This is a genomic window from Halorubrum sp. Eb13 (assembly GCF_002252895.1).
Classification (GTDB): Archaea; Halobacteriota; Halobacteria; order Halobacteriales; family Haloferacaceae; genus Halorubrum.
In genome coordinates, this window is sequence record NZ_NHPE01000004.1 from 12466 (window position 1) to 29336 (window position 16871).

Sequence of the window (16871 nt, forward strand, 5' to 3'; positions counted from 1 at the left end):
GGGGCGGGAGTTTCCGGCCCGTGTGCCGGTCGCGTCTCCTCGGTCGGGTCGGCTCAGTCCCCGCCCGACGCCGGCTCGTGTTCGATCCCGTTCATCATCTGGCGGACGTTCTCGCCGTCGCTGAATGCGGCCGGGTACGCCGCGAGCGGGAGGACGAAGTCGTCGCCGGCCGCGACCGGCTCGCCGATGTGAAGCTCCAGTTCCGTGCTCGTCCCCGTCCCCTCGATCTCTCCCTCGGCCGTGTACACGACGACCTCGGCGTCGGCGCCGAGGACCGTCGTCGTGTACTCCGAGCCGCGCTCCAAGTCGCCGACGTTCTCGTAGCGGTTCAGGATGAGCTCGGCTCGATCGCGGGTGCTCATCTCGGCGATCGGGTTGAGCGCCTGCCCGAGCACCCGCACCTGCGGCGTCGTCACCGCGGCGAAGACGGCGGCCTGGTAGCGCTGGCCGAACAGCTCGACTGCCTTGTCGTACTCGGCGACGGTGTTCGTCACGCGGACCTCTCGGGTTTGTCCGCCGACCTCGAACTCGCGCGAGACGGTCCGGTCGGTCACCTCGTTGAGCTCGTACCCGCTCTCCGACAGCGTCGCGTCCGCGACCGTCGCGGTCCCCGCGGTGAACTCGGCGGGCTCGCCGGTGGCGACGTCGAGCGCGGTGCAGCCGGCGAGGCCGGCGAGCGCGACTGCACCGCCGGCGGCGAGCGCGCGACGGCGAGTGTACGGCCCGGCGTCGGCCGACTCGGACCCGGCGTCGGCTGACTCGGCTCTCTCGTCTGCGGTCGGCTCTCCGGTCATGGCTCCCGGTCGCGTCGGGGACGGTACATACTTTGTGTTCGTCCGGCCCGAGCGGTCGGGTCGCCGGCGCGTCACGCTCGCGGCGCCCGCGACACCGGCGTGATAACGCCTCTCCCGGGAACGCGGAGTTCGCACGCTTTTTCACGCCGCGGCCGGTAGGAGGGGACAGATGATCTCCAAGGGCTGTGAACAGTGCGCCAAGGGCGGTAAGATGGTGCTGTTCGTCTACGGCTACTGCGACCAGCGGGACTGTTTCTACTGCCCCCTCGGAGAGAACCGGAAGAACGTCACGGACGTGTACGCCAACGAGCGGAAGGTGGAGTCCGACGAGGACGTGATCGAAGAGGCCAAGCGCATGAGCGCGCTCGGCACCTCGATCACCGGCGGCGAACCGCAGGAGGCGATGGCGAAGACGACCCGCTACCTCGAACTGCTGAAAGACGAGTTCGGCGAAGACCACCACACGCACCTGTACACCGGGATCACGGGGGGCCGCGAGAACATGCGCCGCCTCTCGGAGGCGGGGCTCGACGAGATCCGCTTCCACCCGCCGGTGGAGCTGTGGGGCGACATGCACGGGACCGAATGGGAGGAGATCCTGTACATCGCCCGGGAGGAGGGGCTCACGCCCGCCTTCGAGATCCCCGGCATCCGCGCGGAGCCGGAGTTCCTGGAGTTCTTAGACGAGGGCGCCGCGGAGTTCTGTAACATCAACGAGTTCGAGATGTCCGACGGTAACTACCGCCGGATGCAGGAGGAGGGGTTCGAGCTACAGGAGGGCCACATGTCCGCCGTCGAGGGATCGAAGGACGACGCGATCGTCTCCGAGATGGCGAGCCACGAGAAGGTGTACTTCTGTACGTCGGTGTTCAAAGACGCCGCCCAACACCGGAACCGGCTCAAGCGGATGGCGAAGAACATCCGCCGCGAGTTCGACGAGGTGACCGACGACGGCACCCTCGTCTACGGAAAGGCGTTCGCCGACCCCGAGCGGTTCGAGTCGCTCGGCGTCCCCGAAGACTTCTACACCGTCAAGTCGGACCACGTCGAGATCGCGTGGTGGCTCTTAGAGGAGATGATCGAGGACGGCGACCTCGACGAGGGGGAGATCGTCGAGCAGTACCCGACCGTCGACGGGACCGTCGTCGAGCGGACACCGGTCGCCTGAGCGGCGACTCGGTCCTCGCCTCCGCGTCGCATCGGCACGATATCGATCTTCCTTCTTCTGTGGGACGCGACCACATACCACACTTATGAGGGACCGGTGCGTACCCCCGCGCATGGCCTCCGAAGAACCCGTATTCGCCGACGTGAGCATCGGACAACCGGTGTACGACGAGGACGGCGAGGAGCTCGGGACGGTACGAGGAGTCGACGACGACGGCTTCTACGTCACGTCGCCGTCGGAGTCACGGCAACTGGGGCTCACCGACGCCCGCGACGTGTTCGGCACCGCCTACGTGATGTGGCGCTGTTGGGAGTGCGGCGAGATGGGCGAGATCGGGACGGAGCTTCCCGATAGCTGCCCGAACTGCGACGCGCCGCGCGAGGACCTGTACTACTGGGCGGAGGACTGATACGGAGTGTTAACGACGACGGGAGCGAGCGACGCGGGCAGAGAGTCTGGGGTTTCTACCCAAACGTGAGCTGTCGCTGATCGGGATTTATCATCGAATCACGTCGCGGTGAATCCCTCCGTAGCAGCCGCTCGCGGGGCGAGAGCGAAGCTCTCGCTCACAGCCGGCGCTACGCACCGGCGACGCCACCGCATCGGGGTTTATAAGCTATCGTCGTCGCCGTCGCGGCTGTCCGGCTCGTCGTCCACCTCCTCGCGGAGGCGTTCGACCTCCGCCTCCAGGTCCGCGATGCGGTCGGCGTCCGCCTCCTCGCTGTCAGAGCGCAGTTTGAGGAACACCACGCCTGCCGCGATGAGAACGATTGGAACGCCGAAGAGGAGGACGAGGATGATCAGGATGATCACGAGCTCGGGACCGGCTGGAACGCCGCCGAACGCGGGGACGGTGGGAACCATGAGGCCACACACTCGGTGACGCGACTAAAGCGATCGGGGCGGGGACCCGCCGTCGCCTCCGCGACCTCACCCGACGTCGGCGAAGTCACTGAGATTCGCCTGCAGCCCGGCCGCCAGCGTCGACTTCCGCCGCAGGCGACCGAGCGACACCGGGAGGTGCTCGGCGACGCCGCGGACCGCCTCGCCGAACGTCTCGGCGGTCCCGCGCTCCCCGTCGAACGCGTTCCTGACGGCCTCGCGCACCTGCCAGACGCCGACGGGGCCCCAGTAGTCGTCGGAGACGTGCCGCAAGACGAGCGCCTTCGCCTGTCGCCCGCGGTCGTCGAGGTGTTCGAGGACGCCCAGCCGGGCCGCGTAGTAGGCGCCGGCCGTCTCCTCGACGTACCCGGTCCGGCCCTCGCGGCCCTCGCTGGCGGCCGCGAGGTAGACGCCCGCCTCGGGGTCCGGGTTCCAGATCGAACCGGGCGACTTCATCTCGACGAGCTCGTACTCCCACCGCCCCGGCGCCAGAACGACCCAGAACGCGTTGCCGAGGTACTCGTTGCGGTGGACCTCGATCCGGTCGACGGTCGGGTTATCGCGGATCGAGCCGCGAAGGAACTGCCCGACCGTGTCGTCGACCGCCGTGATCGACCAGCGCGTCGGGACGAGCCGGCGGTTCTCTCCGCGCCCCAGCGCGCCCGCGGAGAGGATCGTGTTGATCTCGTACACGTCGAACCCGCGGCGGTAGAGGTACGTCATCGCGCCCTCGGCGCGCCAGTCGTCGTCCTCCAGGGTCTTCTGTATCGGGCGGGGGACGTGCGGGTTCTCGCCGAGCTCCGCGGTGCGGGCGGCCGCGCGGGGTCCGGTCGGCGTCTTGATGTCCTGCGTGCCGACGTCGAAGTCGAGGTCGGGCGCCCCGTCGAGCCCGATCTCCACGTCGACCGGGCGGTCGGCGATGGCGACCTCCCGCTGGACGCCGACCCAGCCGTTCCACGCGTCGTGGACGCTCGCGGCCGCGTCGGCGCCCGCGGTGACGGAGGCGGAGACGCCCCCCACGGCGTCGGCGCTCGCACCGACGTCCCTGACGTCGACGCCGCGCGCCGAGTTGAGCAGGCTGGTCCGGCGGTCGAACACGTCCGAGATGGAGACCCCTTCGTCGTACCACGACGCGGAGGTCTCGAACGCGGCCGCGCGCTCCTCGCGGCCGACCGGCGACAGCAGCCCGGTCGAGACGTTCGGGTAGTCCGAGCGACCGACGAAGATGGAGGGGGAGACGCTGCCGACCACGGCGTCGTCGGAGACGTGCTCCTCGAAGCGCCGCTCGAAGGAGTCCAGGCGGTCCAAGATGCCGTAGTCCTTCTCGGCGGCGAGGCGCCGCCGCTCGGCGCGCTCGTTCGCCTCGAACTCGATGAACTCGTCGAGCCGCATTCGCCGGTGCTAGGGGCGATTCGGACTTGACGATGTCGCCGTCGGCCGGGCGGCGGTCAGGTCGCGAGCGACGTGACGCCGGCCGGCAGCGTCGCGCCGGTGCTCCACGCGCCGTCCTCGCGCACGACCAGCGGCGCCGGCTCCTCAGCGGCGAACCCGTCGTCGTCGACGCGCAGCGTCCCGCCGACGAGGGCGTCCCCGGTGACAGCCCACGAGACCACGAACGCCGGGTCGGCGGCGGGCACGGGGTCGGCATCGGCGTCGAACTCCCCGTCGTCCGCGGGCGCCGAGAGGGTCACGCCCGAGGGCGCGTCCGGCCCCCAGCGGTTCGCCCCGGCGTAGAGCCGCCCGCCGTGGACGATCGCCTCGCGGAAGTAGTTCGCCCAGAAGTCGCGGAAGTCGGTGTCGAGCCGGTGCCACCGGTCGCCGTCGTCGGTCCGGTAGAGCCCGTTCCCGGTGGCGGCGACGACGCCGCCGTCGCCGAGCACGCGCAGGTCGTGGACGTCGTCGTGGACGCCGCGGCCGTACCGCCGCCAGAACTCCCCGCCGAAGGCGTAGACGCCGCCCGGTTCGAGCCCCGCGAGGACCCCGTCGTCCGGGTGCATGGCGAGCGTCCTGACGCTCGGCTCGCCGTCCGGCGCCCGGTCGCGCCACCGTTCCCCGTGCGGATGCGCGGCGAGGTCGCCGACGGGGTCGAACCGCCAGTCCCCGGTCTCCGGGTCCGGGCTCGCCCGCTGTACGCCGACCGGCCGGGTGCCGACGAGGACCGTCTCCGGACCGGCGAGGACGGAAAACGGGTCCTCGGAGAGCTCGAAGCGGTCCCACTCGGTCCCGTCGGTCGAGCGGAGCAGCCCCTCCTCGGTCGCGGCGATTCGGGCGTCGCCGCTGCGGACGACCTCGCGGACCCGCCCGCACGCGGCGACCCGAGTCGGGTCGTCCAGCGGATCGTCGAGCCGATACAGCCCTCGGTGCGTCCCGCAGACGAGCATGCGTTACGATACGTGCGCGCGATCCGAAAAACGCCGCGCCGCTCGCCCGCGCCGGCGCCTAGTCGTGGATCCCCGTCGCTTCGTTCAGCTGTGGATCCCCATCGCCTCGATCTGCTCCTGATACCGGTTGCGGATGGTGACCTCGGTCACCTGCGCGACGTCGGCGACCTCGCGCTGGGTCTTCTTCTCGTTACACAGGAGCGAGGCCGCGTAGATAGCGGCGGCGGCGTACCCGGTCGGCGACTTCCCGGAGAGGAGTCCCTTCTCGGCGGTCGTCTCGATGATCTCGTTGGCCTTCGACTGGACCTCCTCGCTCAGTTCGAGCTCGGAGGAGAAGCGGGGGACGTACTTCTTCGGGTCGACCGGACGCATCTCTAAGCCGAGCTCCTGGGAGATGTAGCGGTACGTCCGGCCGATCTCCTTGCGGTCGACTCGGGAGACGTCGGAGATCTCCTCCAGCGACCGTGGGATCCCCTCCTTGCGACAGGCGGCGTAAAGGGCGGCGGTGGAGACGCCCTCGATCGACCGACCGCGGATGAGGTCCTCGTTGAGCGCGCGTCGGTAGATGACCGAGGCGACCTCCCTGACGGATCGGGGGACGCCGAGCGCGCTGGCCATCCGGTCGATCTCCGAGAGCGCGAACTGGAGGTTGCGCTCGCCCGCGTCTTTCGTCCGGATGCGCTCCTGCCACTTCCGAAGCCGATGCATCTGCGAGCGCTTCTTCGAGGAGATGGATCGTCCGTACGCGTCCTTGTCCTTCCAGTCGATCGTCGTCGTCAGCCCCTTGTCGTGCATCGTCTTCGTCGTCGGGGCGCCGACGCGCGACTTCGACTGCCGCTCCGAGTGATTGAACGCGCGCCACTCCGGGCCGGGATCGATCTGTTCCTCTTCGACTATCAGGCCGGTCTCCTCGTGAATCAGTTCGCCGTCCGCCGTCCGCGTCAGGTCCGCGGGGTCGAAGTCCTCCGGGTCTAACTCCTCCGGGTCCAGCTCTTCCGGGTCAATTTCGTTTTCGTCGACGTCCTCGTCCCGCACACGCTGCCGGTCGTGATCCCGTTGCCGGGTGGGCCGTGTCATCGCATTTATATACTATCTTAACGGATTAACTTAAAAGTTCGTGAGAGACGGGGATCGCCCGACCGCGCGGTGAGGCGCCGGCGAGGGACGGTCTTCACCACACCGGCGACGGACCCGACTTCACCGCACCGACGAGGGACGGTCTTCACCGCACCGGCGACGGACAGGCCTTTGACGCGCCGGCGACGACTGCGAACGAATGCCGACGATCGACTGCGATCCGGTGACCGCGCGGACCCGTCTGGAGGACGCCGGCGTCCGGATCGAGCCGGGAAACACCGCCCACGAGCGGTGGCGCGCCGAGCGCGAGGGCGCCGTCGCCGTCGCGTACGACGACAAGGTCGTGGTACAGGGGAGCGACCCGACGCGGCTGACGAACCTCCTCCGCGAGGGGGGCGGCCGCGCGCACGTCTACTTCGACGGCGCCTCCCGCGGGAACCCCGGGCCCGGCGCGGTCGGCTGGTGTCTCGTCACGTCCGACGGCGTCGTCGCCGAGGGCGGCGAGCGGATCGGGACGGTCACAAACAACCAGGCCGAGTACGCCGCACTGATCCGGGCACTGGAGGCGGCCGACGAGTACGGCTTCGAGGCGATCGACGTCCGCGGCGACTCGGAGCTGATCGTCAAGCAGGTGCGCGGCGAGTGGGACGCCAACGACCCCGAACTGCGCGAGAAGCGGGTGCGCGCCAGAGAGCTGTTAGCGCGGTTCGACCGGTGGTCGATCGGCCACGTTCCGCGGGAGATAAACGCGCGCGCCGACGATCTAGCGAACGAGGCACTCGATGACGCGAACTAACGACGAACCCCCGGAGTGGGCGAAGGAACGAGCGCGAGAGGTGATGGCGGCCGAAGAGCCCGAGGGTGACGGGGACGCGGCCGAGGACGGCGCGAGCGACGACGATCGGGTCCCGGACGTGCCGGTCGAGGTCGTCGACGAGGCGGAGCGGCTCACGCGGCTCGCCCGGCGGACCGAGGACGACGCGGCCGCCGCGTTCTACCGCGATCGCCGCGACGAACTCGTCGCGGGTCACGACTACGCCCCGCGGCTCCGCGAGGACGACGACACCCTCGTGTTGTACCCCGACGAGTGGATGGCCGACGGGACGGTGCAGCTCGACCGGATCGAGACCACCGACCGGGCCGTCGAGGTGTCGCTGTCCGGGCCGGGCGACGCCGACCGCTACGACGAGATCGCCGCCTACAACGAGGCGGTCGCCGACGCGGTCGCCGACGCGCACGGCGAGCCGCACGCCGACACCGCCCGCAGCTTCGCGGCGTTCATGAGCAATCACTACGTCCGCGCGGTCGACGACGCCGCGCCCGCGGTGCGCGAGGAGTTCCGGGAGGAGTACCTGCCGCGGAACGGCTGGCCGACCGACGAGCAGCTCGCCGTCGTCGAGGAGTCCCTGACGGTGATCGAGTCGACCGCCGCCGAGGTCGACGGGCCGGACTCGCCGTAGTCGAGCCCCGGATCGGCGGTCGCGGCGGCGACGACGCCGCCGTCGCTCAGAAGGTTGAGGGCGCGCGGTTTTCACCGCGCGTGCGTGTGCCAGAATTGCGTCGGTTAGTCGCCGGTGCGTCTCGCGGGGCCTTCGGGCGTTACTCGCCGAGGAGCGCGCGAATCTCGTCGCCGCGCGCCTCGTCGGTAACGAACCGGTCGAGGACCCACTCCAGCTGTCCGAGGACCGCGTCGTGGCCGGCCTCGGTCAGCTCGTACTGGTTCGTCCGCTTGTCGAGCTCGCTCTTTTCGACGAGCCCGTCCTCGACCAAGTCGTCGAGGTTGGGGTAGAGCCGCCCGTGGTTGACCTCGGAGCCGTAGTACGCCTCCAGCTCGCGCTTGATGGCGAGCCCGTACATGGGTTCCTCCGACAGAATCGCGAGGATGTTCTGTTGGAACGCCGTTAGGTCCGATGCCGGTCGCGCTGCCTCCGTGTCAGTAACTGCTTGTGCCTCTGACATAGTTGACTGAAGGGAAGCCGAACTTATAACCTTTCTCAAGGTTCGTCGGTGTTTAAATACCTAGCTGCGGAAGAAACCCCTGATACCCCCGATATCGGAGCTATCGGATGCGACGCCGCCGATACGGACCGACCGCCGCATCCGAGTGATCGCCGGTCAACGAGACGCATCCGTGACGATCTATCAGACGAGTCGGAAGGTTCGGGTGGAAATTGACAATTGATCAACTGGTAAACCGGCCGGATGTCGGTCGAGGAACGGGGCTCCGAAACGGCCGGATCGACGAGACGATCGATCAAAAGCGGGGGTCACGTCGACGGGGCTCCGGCCTCGCCGAGGTCGCGACGGCGAGGGGAACCCGAAAGGACTTTGCGACCCTTGGACCGAATATCTGGCACATGGTCAACCTCTGGGAAGAACTCGAGACGGGTCCGGACGCGCCCGACGAGATCTACGCGGTCGTGGAGTGTCTCAAGGGCGAGCGGAACAAGTACGAGTACGACAAGGACATCCCCGGCGTCGTCCTCGACCGCGTGCTCCACTCGAACGTCCACTACCCGTACGACTACGGCTTCATCCCGCAGTCGTACTACGACGACGAGGACCCGTTCGACGTGATGGTGCTCGTCGAGGACCAGACGTTCCCCGGCTGCGTCGTCGAGGCCCGCCCCGTCGCGCTCATGAAGATGGACGACGACGGCGAGCAGGACGACAAGGTGATCGCGGTGCCCACCGAGGACCCCCGTTTCGACCACATCGAGGACCTCGCGGACATCCCCCAGCAGATCCGCGACGAGATAGACGAGTTCTTCTCGACGTACAAGAACCTCGAGGCCGGGAAAGAGGTCGAGACCCTCGGCTGGGAGGACAAGGCGGCCGCGAAAGCGGCGATCGAACACGCGCAGGACCTGTACGCCGACGAGTTCGGCGAGTAGCCCCGAAATAGGAGAATCGGATAACCACTGAACATACCCTCCCGCGGGCGGGATGCGTTATGCCCATGAGTAATTTTTAGTCGGTGCGTCGCGTACGCCCAGACAGAGCTATGAGCGCGAGCACCCCGTCCGTCGGCATCGACCACCCGACGGTCGTCCCCGCCAACTTCGATCCCGACCGCCGCGACGACGACCGCGAGTCCTCGGGGGACTCCGACGGCGACACCGAGGCGTAATCGCCTCAGATCAGGCGTTCTCGACGACGGCTGACAGCCGGCTGGCGTCGGCGACGAACGACTCGAACCGGTCGTCGACCCACTCGACCACCGCCGGGTCCGTGGACTCCAGCACGCATCGGGGGTTGTTCCGGCGGTCGTACGCCGTCACGCAGGCGACGTCGTCGCACCTGAACACGCCGTACTCGATCGGCTCCGGCGAGACGTAGACCGTCGCGTCGTCGTCGTCGAGCGCTCGGTCGGTCGCCGGCCCGAAGTCGGCGATCGACGCCTCGACGACGTCGCGGTCGATGACGAGCTCGACCTCCGCGCCGGCGTCGAGCGCGGTCGCGGCCGCCCGGTTGAACTGCTGGATAACGATCGGCGAGACCGCGCGGATCTCGGCGCCGCAGCCCTCGCGGAGGAGCTCGGTGATCCGGTCGACCGCGGCGAGCGGGTTCCCGTCCGTCGCGACGGTCAGTTCGCCGGCGTCGAGCGCTTCCGGAGGGAACTCGGCGCCCACGCGTTCGAGGTCGGCGGCGAACCCCCCGTACCGGTCGGCGAGCTCAACCTCGTCCAACAGGGCCTCGTACGCGTCGTGGACGCGCTCCCCCGTCGGCGTCACGCGGTAGGTCGCGTCGCGTTTGACGACCCAGTCGCGCTCGCGGAATCCCCCGAGGATCCGCTGGACCGTCGTCCGGGTCGCGTCGACCGCGTCCGTCAGCGCGGCCGGGCGACGCGGCTCCCGCCGGAGCGTCCGGAGGACCGCGACACGGACCGGCGACCCGGCGAGGTACTGTGCGCCGTCGTGTCCGTGGTCGGCCGTCATCGTATACGCGGTGGCTACGGGTACCGCACGCTTAATCGTACCGCGTCACGGCCGGTGCTGGAACGAGACCACCGTCCCGATGGTGTCCTCGCCGTCGATCGTCTCCGTGCGCACGGTGGCACCGACGACCGCGTCCGCGCCGAGCGCCTCCTCGATCACCGCTCGGAGGGCGTCGGGGTCGGCCCCCTCTTGGAGCACCGGGACGCGCACCTGCCGTCGGTTGACCGCGACGTCACCGAGGTCGTAGTCGGTGTGCTCGAACGCCTCCCGTATCGCGGCGGCGGTGTCCGTCATACCCGCTCTCGGTCGCGGGAGGTGAAAAACGGCGGGGCGACCGGGGCGCGCCGTCTCGAACCACCGCTCCGCCGACGGTCACGCGTACGCGTCGTACTCCTCGCCGAACAGCGCGAAGTAGGCCACGCCGACGAGCCCGATCGCGCTCGCGAGCCCGAACGCGACGACGGGATCCCCCGCGACGGAGAGCCCGGTTCCCGGCACCGAGAACCCGCCGTAGATCAGGCCGCCGAGCGCCGCGCTCGGGATGACGACCGCGTTGCGGAGGAGGTAGTACGACCCCGAGACGCGACCGCCGGTGTCGCGCTCTGCGGGGCCGACGATCAGCGCCTTGTGCGCGGGGAGCCCCGCGAACCGGAGGCCGGAGAACGCGAACAGCGCGACGACGAGCGGCGCGGTCAGGGGCGTGTCGGCGGGGACGTTGATGAGCAGCGCCGGGAACGCCGCGTACACGAGGAAGCCGAGCGCGACGACCGGCTTGAGCCCCACCCGCTCCGCGGCGCGCGCCGCGGGCGGCATAGAGACGAGCGCGACCGACATCTCGATCGCCAGCAGCACGCCGAAGAAGGCCGCGGGCGACAGGGAGAGGGGGCCGACGTCGAGGCCGACCTCGAGGAACTGCGTGATCACGATGACGAAGAACACGTACACCATTCCGTTCGCGAACCGCACGAGCGTGTCGCCGACGAGCAGCGGGCGGAGTTCGGGCGGGAGGCTCCGGAGGTCCTCGACCACCTCGCTTACCCCCTCGAACTCCTTGCCGAGCGTGTCCTCGCTCGCGTCGTAGAGCGTGTGTTGGAGCGCGGTGGCGACAACGCCGAACAGGAGCGCCACCGCGAGCACGTACTGGAAGCTCACGGTGAAGTCGGCCGCGTACTGGATGATCCCCGCCGCGATCAGCGGGCCGATCAGGAACGCGGTCCGGCGGAACACCTCGGTGCTCGCGAACCCGCGCGCCAGCCGCTCCGGCGGCACCGACTGCTTGACGATCGCGAACGTCGCGCCGAGCCCGAACGACTTCCACGCCTGCGCTAAGAATAGCCCGACGAAGATCCAGATCCACGGCTCGAAGACGACGCCCGCGAACCGCACGGTCCCGAGGGTCGGCGCGACGAGCCACACGCCGAACCCGAGGCTCGATAACAGTCCGAACAGCGTGAGCGCGAGCCGCGGCCCGATCCGGTCCGAGAGCCGCCCGCCCGGGTACGGGTACACCGCGCCGATGACGTTTCCGACGGTCCCGAACAGCCCGATGACGAACGCGCTCGCCCCCAACGCGGACATGTACTCGGGGACGTACCGGTTCGTCATCTGGAAGCCGAGGCTGAACGCGAACATCGCGAGCGACAGGACGAGCACGTCCCGCCGCAGCGAGAGGAACTGACGGAACGGGTCGAGGAGGTCGACGTCGTCCGCCTTTCCCATGCTGATAACTGCGCCGAAACGCCCTTTAATACACCGATGATACGGCCGAGCGAGGCGGTGCGGCGCCGATCGGCTCGATCGTTGCCGAGTTTGTTTATAACTCTTGAGTATTCAAATATCAGGAAATGGTTGGCGCACAATAATGTGTGATTTAATTACATGCGATATCTTGTGTAATATGCACGAAAGTGTTGCAGAATACGTGGCAGAGCACCCGAAGATGGCCGGCGTCCTGTTCACCGCGCTCCTCCTGCTGACGCAGGCGGCGCCCGCGTCGGCGGGCGCGTTAGCGACGACCGCCGGGCCGTAATCAGTCGAATTCGTCACTCCAGACGAGTCCCCCCTCGGTGAAGACCGGAAGTACCTCGAGGCCAAGGAAAAGCTCTAGTTGCGATTCGTTGACATCACGTAACTCAATGTCACCGGGGACATAGTAGTTAGCCGTAGCAGACTTAGTGTTCGGAGTGGTAAGTGACCCCGAGCCGTAAGGCCCGTTCGGATACACTTTGACCGAAAGATTCCAAGGCGGCCCCTCGTTGTGTACGTCGACGACCGCAGCCGCCCCGCTCTGGCTCTGACAGATCGTCGCCCCGCCGTCGCCGACGACGATGTACTGGTAGCCGGTGATCAGTTCGCGCTTCGCGACGTTCAGCGCGGTGCGGAGATTGAAGCCGCCGTTCATCAGCCGGGCGATGATGCGACCGAGCTGCGTCGCGGGGGAGTTCGCCACGTCGGAGAGCGTGACGATGCCGCCGCGGGAACCGCGGTGGACCAGCGCCTCGCCCTGCCGGTACGACTGGCAGGCGTTGAGCAGGAAGGCGCTGATGCCGACGTCGAGGTCCTCGTCGGTCAGATCGAGGTAGTCGTCGGTACACTGCATCCCGCGGTGGTCGACGTGGCCGACGTAGTGGAGGAAGTCGACGTCGGACTCGAGGACGTCGCGCATCTCCGCGCGGGTGAGGTCGTGGCGCACCTCGATGTCGAACTGGACCATGTCGCGGAGGCCGTACAAGTCCGCGACCTCGCCCTCCTCGCGCATCTGCTCGTCGTTGCAGACGACGAGCACGGAGATCCGCGACTGCTCGACCTGACCGGCCTCCAGCCGGCGGTAGTACGCGTCGAGGGTGGCCTTGTTGGCGTCGAGCGGGACCCCCTCGCCGACCCACGCGTGCTCGACGGTGTCGACCGGTTCCGGCTGCACGAAGTCGGCGTCCGCGGGGACCGCGCTGCGGTCGGTCGAGGCGTCGGCGCCGCGGACGGGCTCAGTCCCGGCGCAACCGCGAACGAACTCGTCGGGACCAAGTGATGCCGCGCTCAGCGTCACGTCCGCGCCCGAACCGCGGAAGAGCCCGACGCCGCCGCCCTCGCCCGCGGTCACCGGGGTGACCGTCTCGGGAGACCGGACGACCGACAGCTCCCCGGCGACGAACGGGAGCATCTCGACGTTCTCGGGATCGGGGCGCACGTCGGTCGTCAGCGTCCACTGCGGGAGTTCGGGCTCGACCCGCTGGAACGGCACGTCGAGGTACTCGCCCAGCCGCTCCGCGAGCGGCAGGTCGTACAGGCGGCCCCAGTCGAGGTCCAGGTCCGTCGTCTCGCGCTCGTGGAGGTCGACCGGGTAGAACCCCTCGGTGCGGGCGAGGCAGTCGAAGTGGAACGACTGCCGGAGCGCCTCGGCGGCCCGGCGCTCGAAGTCCGGCTCCAGCGGGTGGCTCCAACCGTCGCCCTCGATCCGGGGCGCGTCCCCGGGGACGACGTCGGCCGCGAAGTAGTACGCCAGCGAGACGATCGGGTAGAGGTGCTCGTAGGTCGGCGGCACGACGATCCGGACCCCGGAGTCGGGCGGTTCGATCCGGTCCGGGACGCGGAGCTCGTCGCCCGCCTCGATCAGCGGCGGGTGCCCCCGGAGGGTGGGGAACGACCGCTCCGGGCTCGTCGTCTGGAGCGCGGAGCCCAGCAGCGACACGGCGTCCATCAGCGACTCGGGGTCGGTCGGCGTCTCGATCGTCCCGGCGGGCACCTGGTGGAGCGAGCGGAACCCGAGCGCGACTTCGGCGGGGGCATCGAGGTCGATCCGGGTGGTTCGGTCCGTCGTCGACACCGAGAAGCCGGACTCGAAGGCGAGGTAGAACTTGGTCGGCGCGGGGTCGATCCCGACATGGTACTGGTCCGACGGCATCGCGTAGGAGTCGCCCCGAGTGAGGAGGGTCCCGTCGCCGGCGCGCGTCTCGACGATGGTGACCCGGGGGATCTCGACCGACGCGGTCTCGACGGTGACGCTGGCGTCGACCGGGAAGTAGTGCGCCTGCTCGGGGGTCGCGACCGGGTCGACCGCCCGGTCGGTGTACACCTCGAACTGGGTGTTCTCGATGTGGTCCGTGACCGTGAGTCCGGCGTCGGCAGACAGCGGGTCGATGTCGATGCTCATGTGTGTGGGACCGCACCCGACCGCCGGCCGGGGTGCCGGATCGCCGGGGGCGGGTCCGGCGCGACGGAGCGCGTGCCGGTCCCGGGCGCCCGGCGAACGCGGCGCTCGGTACCGGTTTGTTGACCGAGACGGCGATAAAGCTTGTGTCGGTGAATCGCCGTGGACCGAACGGATAAAGGGGCGCCCGACCCACATTCGCGTAATGATCACGCTTGGAACGGCCCGCGCCCCGCCGGGCGAGACGGACACGGGCCGTCTCGAAGTGGGGGAGACGCGGGACGGGAGCCCCGTGCGGCTGCCGGTCGCCGTCATCAACGGCGCGACGGACGGAGAGACGCTGTACGTGCAGGCGGTCAGCGACGGCGACGAGCTCAACGGGCTCGGGGTCGTCAACCGCGTCGTCCCGCGGATCGACCCGACGGAGCTGTCCGGCGCGGTCCTCGTCGTCGGCATCGTCAACTACTTCGGCTTTCAGGTCGCGGAGCATCGGAACCCGATCGACGACCGGAAAATGAACCGGGGGTACCCCGGCGACGAGGACGGGACGACGAGCGAGCGGATCGCCCACGCGACGTTCCAGGCGGCGAAGCGCGCGGACCTCATCTTAGACCTCCACCAGGGATCGACCAGCCGGATGATAAACGAGACGCGGGTGCGGTGCGGAATTCGCCATCACCTCCACGGCGACTGCCTGGAGCTCGCGAAGGTGTTCGGCTGCGGGCACGTCCTCGACATCAAGGGCCCGGACGGTCAGCTCGCGCGGGCCGGGCCGGAGCACGGGATCCCGACGATCGACCCCGAGCTCGGCGGCGCCGTCGGCTGGGACGAGGAGTCGATCCGATACGGCGTCGATGGGGTGTTCAACGTGCTCCGGCACTACGGCTTCCTCGACGGCGGCGCCGACGTCGAACGGCAGGTCCGGGCGCGCGGGTTCGACCAGTACGGGTCCCCCGCGGGCGGGCTCGTCAGATTCGAGCGCGACCTCGGCGAGCGCGTCGAGGCCGGCGACGCCCTCTTCGAGGTGACGGACACCTTCGGCGAGCTGAAAGGCCGCGTGACCGCCGACGCCGACGGGATCTTCTGGCGGACCAGGCGGCTCCCGCAGGTCGCCGCCGGCGAGTACGTCTGCTCGGTCGGCACCAACGTCGACCGCTACTGATGCCGGCCGACGCCGCCCCCGAGCGACTCGCCTGCCCCGAGTGCGGCCGGACCGTCGCCGACCGGTGGCGCTGCGAGTGCGGCGCGCCGCTGAACTTCGCCGACCCGCCGATTCCGGATCGCCCGGCCCCGGACGCCGAAGCGGGCGAGACCCTCGACACGGGCGCCGGGCTCTGGGCGTTCGCGGCGTTCCTCGCCGTCGGCGACGACCCCGCCGACCGGGTGACGCTCGGCGAGGGGATGACCCCGCTCGTCGACGCCGACGGGCCGCGGGGCGACGCCGACGGGCCGCGGGGCGAATCGAACGGTTCGCAGGGCGACGCCGGACCCAACGGAGCGGCGTGGAACGCCGAGTTCAAGCTGGAGTACGTCTTCCCCACCGGATCGTTCAAAGATCGGGGCGCGACGACGACGCTCACGCGCGCCCGGGAACTCGGCGTCGACCGCGTCGTCGAGGACTCGTCCGGCAACGCCGGCGCGGCGATCGCGACGTACGCGGCCCGGGCGGGGATCGACGCCGCGGTGTACGTCCCGGCCGACGTCAAGGAGTCGAAGCTCCGCGCGATCCGCCGCGCCGGGGCGGATCCGGTCCAGATCGAGGGCGGTCGGAGCGACGTGACCGACGCCTGCGTCGCCGCGCTCGGCGAGAGCGACGAGGGCGAAAGGGGCGCCGCTGCCGACACGGGCGACGGGAGCGGCGGCTCCGCCGAGGGCGCGTGGTACGCCAGCCACGCCTGGAACCCGGCCTTCTTCGAGGGGACGGCCACGGTCGCCTACGAGATCGCTCGCCAGCGCGGCTGGGAGGCCCCGGACGCGGTCGTCACGCCGCTCGGCCACGGCACCCTGTTCCTCGGCGCGTACCGGGGGTTCCGGCGGCTCGAACGCGCCGGCTGGATCGACGCGGTCCCGCGGTTGTTCGGCGCGCAGGCGGCCGGGATCGCCCCGATCGTCCGGGAGCTGCACGGGCCGGAGGCCGCCCACCCCGACGGACGCGTCAACGCGGCGGCCGACGGGATCCAGATCGCGGAGCCGGTTCGGAAAGGGGAGATCCTCGACGCCGTCGCCGAGACCGGCGGCGACGCGCTCGCGGTGACGGAGTCGGCGGCGGAGCGCGAGCTCGACCGGCTCCACCGGGCGGGCTTCTACACCGAGCCGACCTGCGCCGTCGCGCCGGCCGCGCTCCGGGCGCTCCGCGAGCGCGGGACCCTCGCGGCCGACGACGACGTCGTCGTCCCCCTGACCGGGAGCGGGCTGAAAGGGTGACGGGCGGCGAGTTCTGACGAGCGGCGAGTTCCCGGGTCGGCGGCCCGCGCCACCGCCACGCCT

At 69.6% G+C, this 16871-nt stretch carries 19 protein-coding genes; 9 read left to right on the top strand and 10 right to left on the bottom strand.

Going from position 1 to position 16871, the window contains the following annotated elements:
- Nucleotides 1-53: 53 nt before the first annotated feature.
- The gene (locus DJ75_RS00155) at nucleotides 54-794 is read right to left on the bottom strand and encodes a DUF6517 family protein (protein ID WP_094521863.1); all 741 of its coding nucleotides are present in this window, start codon (nucleotides 792-794) and stop codon (nucleotides 54-56) included.
- Nucleotides 795-963: 169 nt separating this feature from the next.
- Between DJ75_RS00155 and DJ75_RS00160 the strand changes: the two genes are divergently transcribed.
- Both DJ75_RS00160 and DJ75_RS00165 read left to right on the top strand, forming a co-directional pair.
- Nucleotides 964-1962 carry a radical SAM protein gene (locus DJ75_RS00160; protein ID WP_094521864.1) on the top strand — a complete coding sequence of 333 codons (999 nt, stop codon included), beginning with the start codon at nucleotides 964-966 and terminating at the stop codon, nucleotides 1960-1962.
- Between the two features lie 112 nt (nucleotides 1963-2074).
- Entirely contained in the window at nucleotides 2075-2371 is a 297-nt protein-coding gene (locus DJ75_RS00165) for a PRC-barrel domain-containing protein (RefSeq protein ID WP_094521865.1), read from the top strand.
- Nucleotides 2372-2571: 200 nt separating this feature from the next.
- Here the strand turns inward: DJ75_RS00165 and DJ75_RS00170 are convergent, their stop codons facing one another.
- The 4 genes from DJ75_RS00170 to DJ75_RS00185 all read right to left on the bottom strand — a co-directional run bounded on the left by DJ75_RS00170 (nucleotide 2572) and on the right by DJ75_RS00185 (nucleotide 6302).
- Nucleotides 2572-2826 (bottom strand): preprotein translocase subunit TatA, encoded by a 255-nt coding sequence (locus tag DJ75_RS00170; RefSeq protein WP_094521866.1) that lies wholly within the window; start codon nucleotides 2824-2826, stop codon nucleotides 2572-2574.
- A gap of 66 nt (nucleotides 2827-2892) precedes the next feature.
- Nucleotides 2893-4236 carry an Nre family DNA repair protein gene (locus tag DJ75_RS00175; protein ID WP_094521867.1) on the bottom strand — a complete coding sequence of 448 codons (1344 nt, stop codon included), beginning with the start codon at nucleotides 4234-4236 and terminating at the stop codon, nucleotides 2893-2895.
- A gap of 56 nt (nucleotides 4237-4292) precedes the next feature.
- Nucleotides 4293-5225, bottom strand: a complete 933-nt coding sequence (locus DJ75_RS00180; protein ID WP_094521868.1) for a hypothetical protein — start codon at nucleotides 5223-5225, stop codon at nucleotides 4293-4295.
- Nucleotides 5226-5309: 84 nt separating this feature from the next.
- Nucleotides 5310-6302, bottom strand: coding sequence for a transcription initiation factor IIB family protein (locus DJ75_RS00185; protein WP_094521869.1), 993 nt, complete (start codon nucleotides 6300-6302; stop codon nucleotides 5310-5312).
- A gap of 199 nt (nucleotides 6303-6501) precedes the next feature.
- Between DJ75_RS00185 and rnhA the strand changes: the two genes are divergently transcribed.
- Together rnhA and DJ75_RS00195 are read left to right on the top strand one after the other, a co-directional pair.
- The gene (rnhA, locus tag DJ75_RS00190; RefSeq protein ID WP_094521870.1) at nucleotides 6502-7098 is read left to right on the top strand and encodes a ribonuclease HI; all 597 of its coding nucleotides are present in this window, start codon (nucleotides 6502-6504) and stop codon (nucleotides 7096-7098) included.
- On the top strand, nucleotides 7085-7762 hold the full coding sequence (locus tag DJ75_RS00195; protein WP_094521871.1) for a hypothetical protein: 678 nt from the start codon (nucleotides 7085-7087) through the stop codon (nucleotides 7760-7762). The genes rnhA and DJ75_RS00195 overlap by 14 nt, the downstream gene beginning before the upstream one ends.
- A gap of 139 nt (nucleotides 7763-7901) precedes the next feature.
- On the opposite strand, the gene DJ75_RS00200 is transcribed toward DJ75_RS00195, so the two are convergent.
- Complete coding sequence (locus DJ75_RS00200; protein ID WP_094521872.1) at nucleotides 7902-8261, bottom strand: PadR family transcriptional regulator; 360 nt, start codon at nucleotides 8259-8261, stop codon at nucleotides 7902-7904.
- A 398-nt stretch (nucleotides 8262-8659) separates the two neighbouring features.
- Between DJ75_RS00200 and DJ75_RS00205 the strand changes: the two genes are divergently transcribed.
- Both DJ75_RS00205 and DJ75_RS18910 read left to right on the top strand, forming a co-directional pair.
- Nucleotides 8660-9196 carry an inorganic diphosphatase gene (locus tag DJ75_RS00205; protein WP_094521873.1) on the top strand — a complete coding sequence of 179 codons (537 nt, stop codon included), beginning with the start codon at nucleotides 8660-8662 and terminating at the stop codon, nucleotides 9194-9196.
- 110 nt (nucleotides 9197-9306) lie between these two features.
- Entirely contained in the window at nucleotides 9307-9432 is a 126-nt protein-coding gene (locus DJ75_RS18910) for a hypothetical protein (protein ID WP_254921863.1), read from the top strand.
- A 10-nt stretch (nucleotides 9433-9442) separates the two neighbouring features.
- Here DJ75_RS18910 and DJ75_RS00210 read toward each other — a convergent pair whose 3' ends face one another.
- The 3 genes from DJ75_RS00210 to DJ75_RS00220 form a co-directional block, all read right to left on the bottom strand.
- The gene (locus DJ75_RS00210) at nucleotides 9443-10240 is read right to left on the bottom strand and encodes a winged helix-turn-helix domain-containing protein (protein WP_094521874.1); all 798 of its coding nucleotides are present in this window, start codon (nucleotides 10238-10240) and stop codon (nucleotides 9443-9445) included.
- Nucleotides 10241-10285: 45 nt separating this feature from the next.
- The gene (locus DJ75_RS00215; protein WP_094521875.1) at nucleotides 10286-10534 is read right to left on the bottom strand and encodes a hypothetical protein; all 249 of its coding nucleotides are present in this window, start codon (nucleotides 10532-10534) and stop codon (nucleotides 10286-10288) included.
- 78 nt (nucleotides 10535-10612) lie between these two features.
- Nucleotides 10613-11959, bottom strand: coding sequence for an MFS transporter (locus tag DJ75_RS00220; protein WP_094521876.1), 1347 nt, complete (start codon nucleotides 11957-11959; stop codon nucleotides 10613-10615).
- A gap of 178 nt (nucleotides 11960-12137) precedes the next feature.
- Here DJ75_RS00220 and DJ75_RS18915 point away from each other — a divergent pair, with 178 nt between their 5' ends.
- Nucleotides 12138-12269, top strand: coding sequence for a hypothetical protein (locus DJ75_RS18915; protein ID WP_254921864.1), 132 nt, complete (start codon nucleotides 12138-12140; stop codon nucleotides 12267-12269).
- On the opposite strand, the gene DJ75_RS00225 is transcribed toward DJ75_RS18915, so the two are convergent.
- Nucleotides 12270-14387, bottom strand: a complete 2118-nt coding sequence (locus DJ75_RS00225; RefSeq protein ID WP_094521877.1) for a caspase family protein — start codon at nucleotides 14385-14387, stop codon at nucleotides 12270-12272. It lies immediately after the preceding gene.
- A gap of 202 nt (nucleotides 14388-14589) precedes the next feature.
- On the opposite strand from DJ75_RS00225, the gene DJ75_RS00230 reads away from it, so the two are divergent.
- Nucleotides 14590-15546: a succinylglutamate desuccinylase/aspartoacylase family protein gene (locus tag DJ75_RS00230; RefSeq protein ID WP_094521878.1), complete on the top strand. Its 957-nt coding sequence runs from the start codon at nucleotides 14590-14592 to the stop codon at nucleotides 15544-15546.
- Nucleotides 15546-16808, top strand: a complete 1263-nt coding sequence (locus DJ75_RS00235) for a pyridoxal-phosphate dependent enzyme (RefSeq protein ID WP_094521879.1) — start codon at nucleotides 15546-15548, stop codon at nucleotides 16806-16808. Before DJ75_RS00230 ends, DJ75_RS00235 begins: the two co-directional genes overlap by 1 nt.
- The last annotated feature ends 63 nt before the right edge of the window (nucleotides 16809-16871 follow it).

Bases quoted from the DNA above. Each gene is read 5' to 3' on its own strand.
- DJ75_RS00155 (WP_094521863.1), bottom strand. From the start codon at position 794: ATGACCGGAGAGCCGACCGCAGACGAGAGAGCCGAGTCAGCCGACGCC.
- DJ75_RS00180 (WP_094521868.1), bottom strand. From the start codon at position 5,225: ATGCTCGTCTGCGGGACGCACCGAGGGCTGTATCGGCTCGACGATCCG.
- DJ75_RS00170 (WP_094521866.1), bottom strand. From the start codon at position 2,826: ATGGTTCCCACCGTCCCCGCGTTCGGCGGCGTTCCAGCCGGTCCCGAG.
- DJ75_RS00215 (WP_094521875.1), bottom strand. From the start codon at position 10,534: ATGACGGACACCGCCGCCGCGATACGGGAGGCGTTCGAGCACACCGAC.
- DJ75_RS00175 (WP_094521867.1), bottom strand. From the start codon at position 4,236: ATGCGGCTCGACGAGTTCATCGAGTTCGAGGCGAACGAGCGCGCCGAG.
- DJ75_RS00200 (WP_094521872.1), bottom strand. From the start codon at position 8,261: ATGTCAGAGGCACAAGCAGTTACTGACACGGAGGCAGCGCGACCGGCA.
- DJ75_RS00225 (WP_094521877.1), bottom strand. From the start codon at position 14,387: ATGAGCATCGACATCGACCCGCTGTCTGCCGACGCCGGACTCACGGTC.
- DJ75_RS18915 (WP_254921864.1), top strand. From the start codon at position 12,138: ATGCACGAAAGTGTTGCAGAATACGTGGCAGAGCACCCGAAGATGGCC.
- DJ75_RS00220 (WP_094521876.1), bottom strand. From the start codon at position 11,959: ATGGGAAAGGCGGACGACGTCGACCTCCTCGACCCGTTCCGTCAGTTC.
- DJ75_RS00210 (WP_094521874.1), bottom strand. From the start codon at position 10,240: ATGACGGCCGACCACGGACACGACGGCGCACAGTACCTCGCCGGGTCG.
- DJ75_RS00165 (WP_094521865.1), top strand. From the start codon at position 2,075: ATGGCCTCCGAAGAACCCGTATTCGCCGACGTGAGCATCGGACAACCG.
- DJ75_RS18910 (WP_254921863.1), top strand. From the start codon at position 9,307: ATGAGCGCGAGCACCCCGTCCGTCGGCATCGACCACCCGACGGTCGTC.
- DJ75_RS00160 (WP_094521864.1), top strand. From the start codon at position 964: ATGATCTCCAAGGGCTGTGAACAGTGCGCCAAGGGCGGTAAGATGGTG.
- DJ75_RS00230 (WP_094521878.1), top strand. From the start codon at position 14,590: ATGATCACGCTTGGAACGGCCCGCGCCCCGCCGGGCGAGACGGACACG.
- DJ75_RS00205 (WP_094521873.1), top strand. From the start codon at position 8,660: ATGGTCAACCTCTGGGAAGAACTCGAGACGGGTCCGGACGCGCCCGAC.
- DJ75_RS00185 (WP_094521869.1), bottom strand. From the start codon at position 6,302: ATGACACGGCCCACCCGGCAACGGGATCACGACCGGCAGCGTGTGCGG.
- DJ75_RS00195 (WP_094521871.1), top strand. From the start codon at position 7,085: ATGACGCGAACTAACGACGAACCCCCGGAGTGGGCGAAGGAACGAGCG.
- DJ75_RS00235 (WP_094521879.1), top strand. From the start codon at position 15,546: ATGCCGGCCGACGCCGCCCCCGAGCGACTCGCCTGCCCCGAGTGCGGC.
- rnhA (WP_094521870.1), top strand. From the start codon at position 6,502: ATGCCGACGATCGACTGCGATCCGGTGACCGCGCGGACCCGTCTGGAG.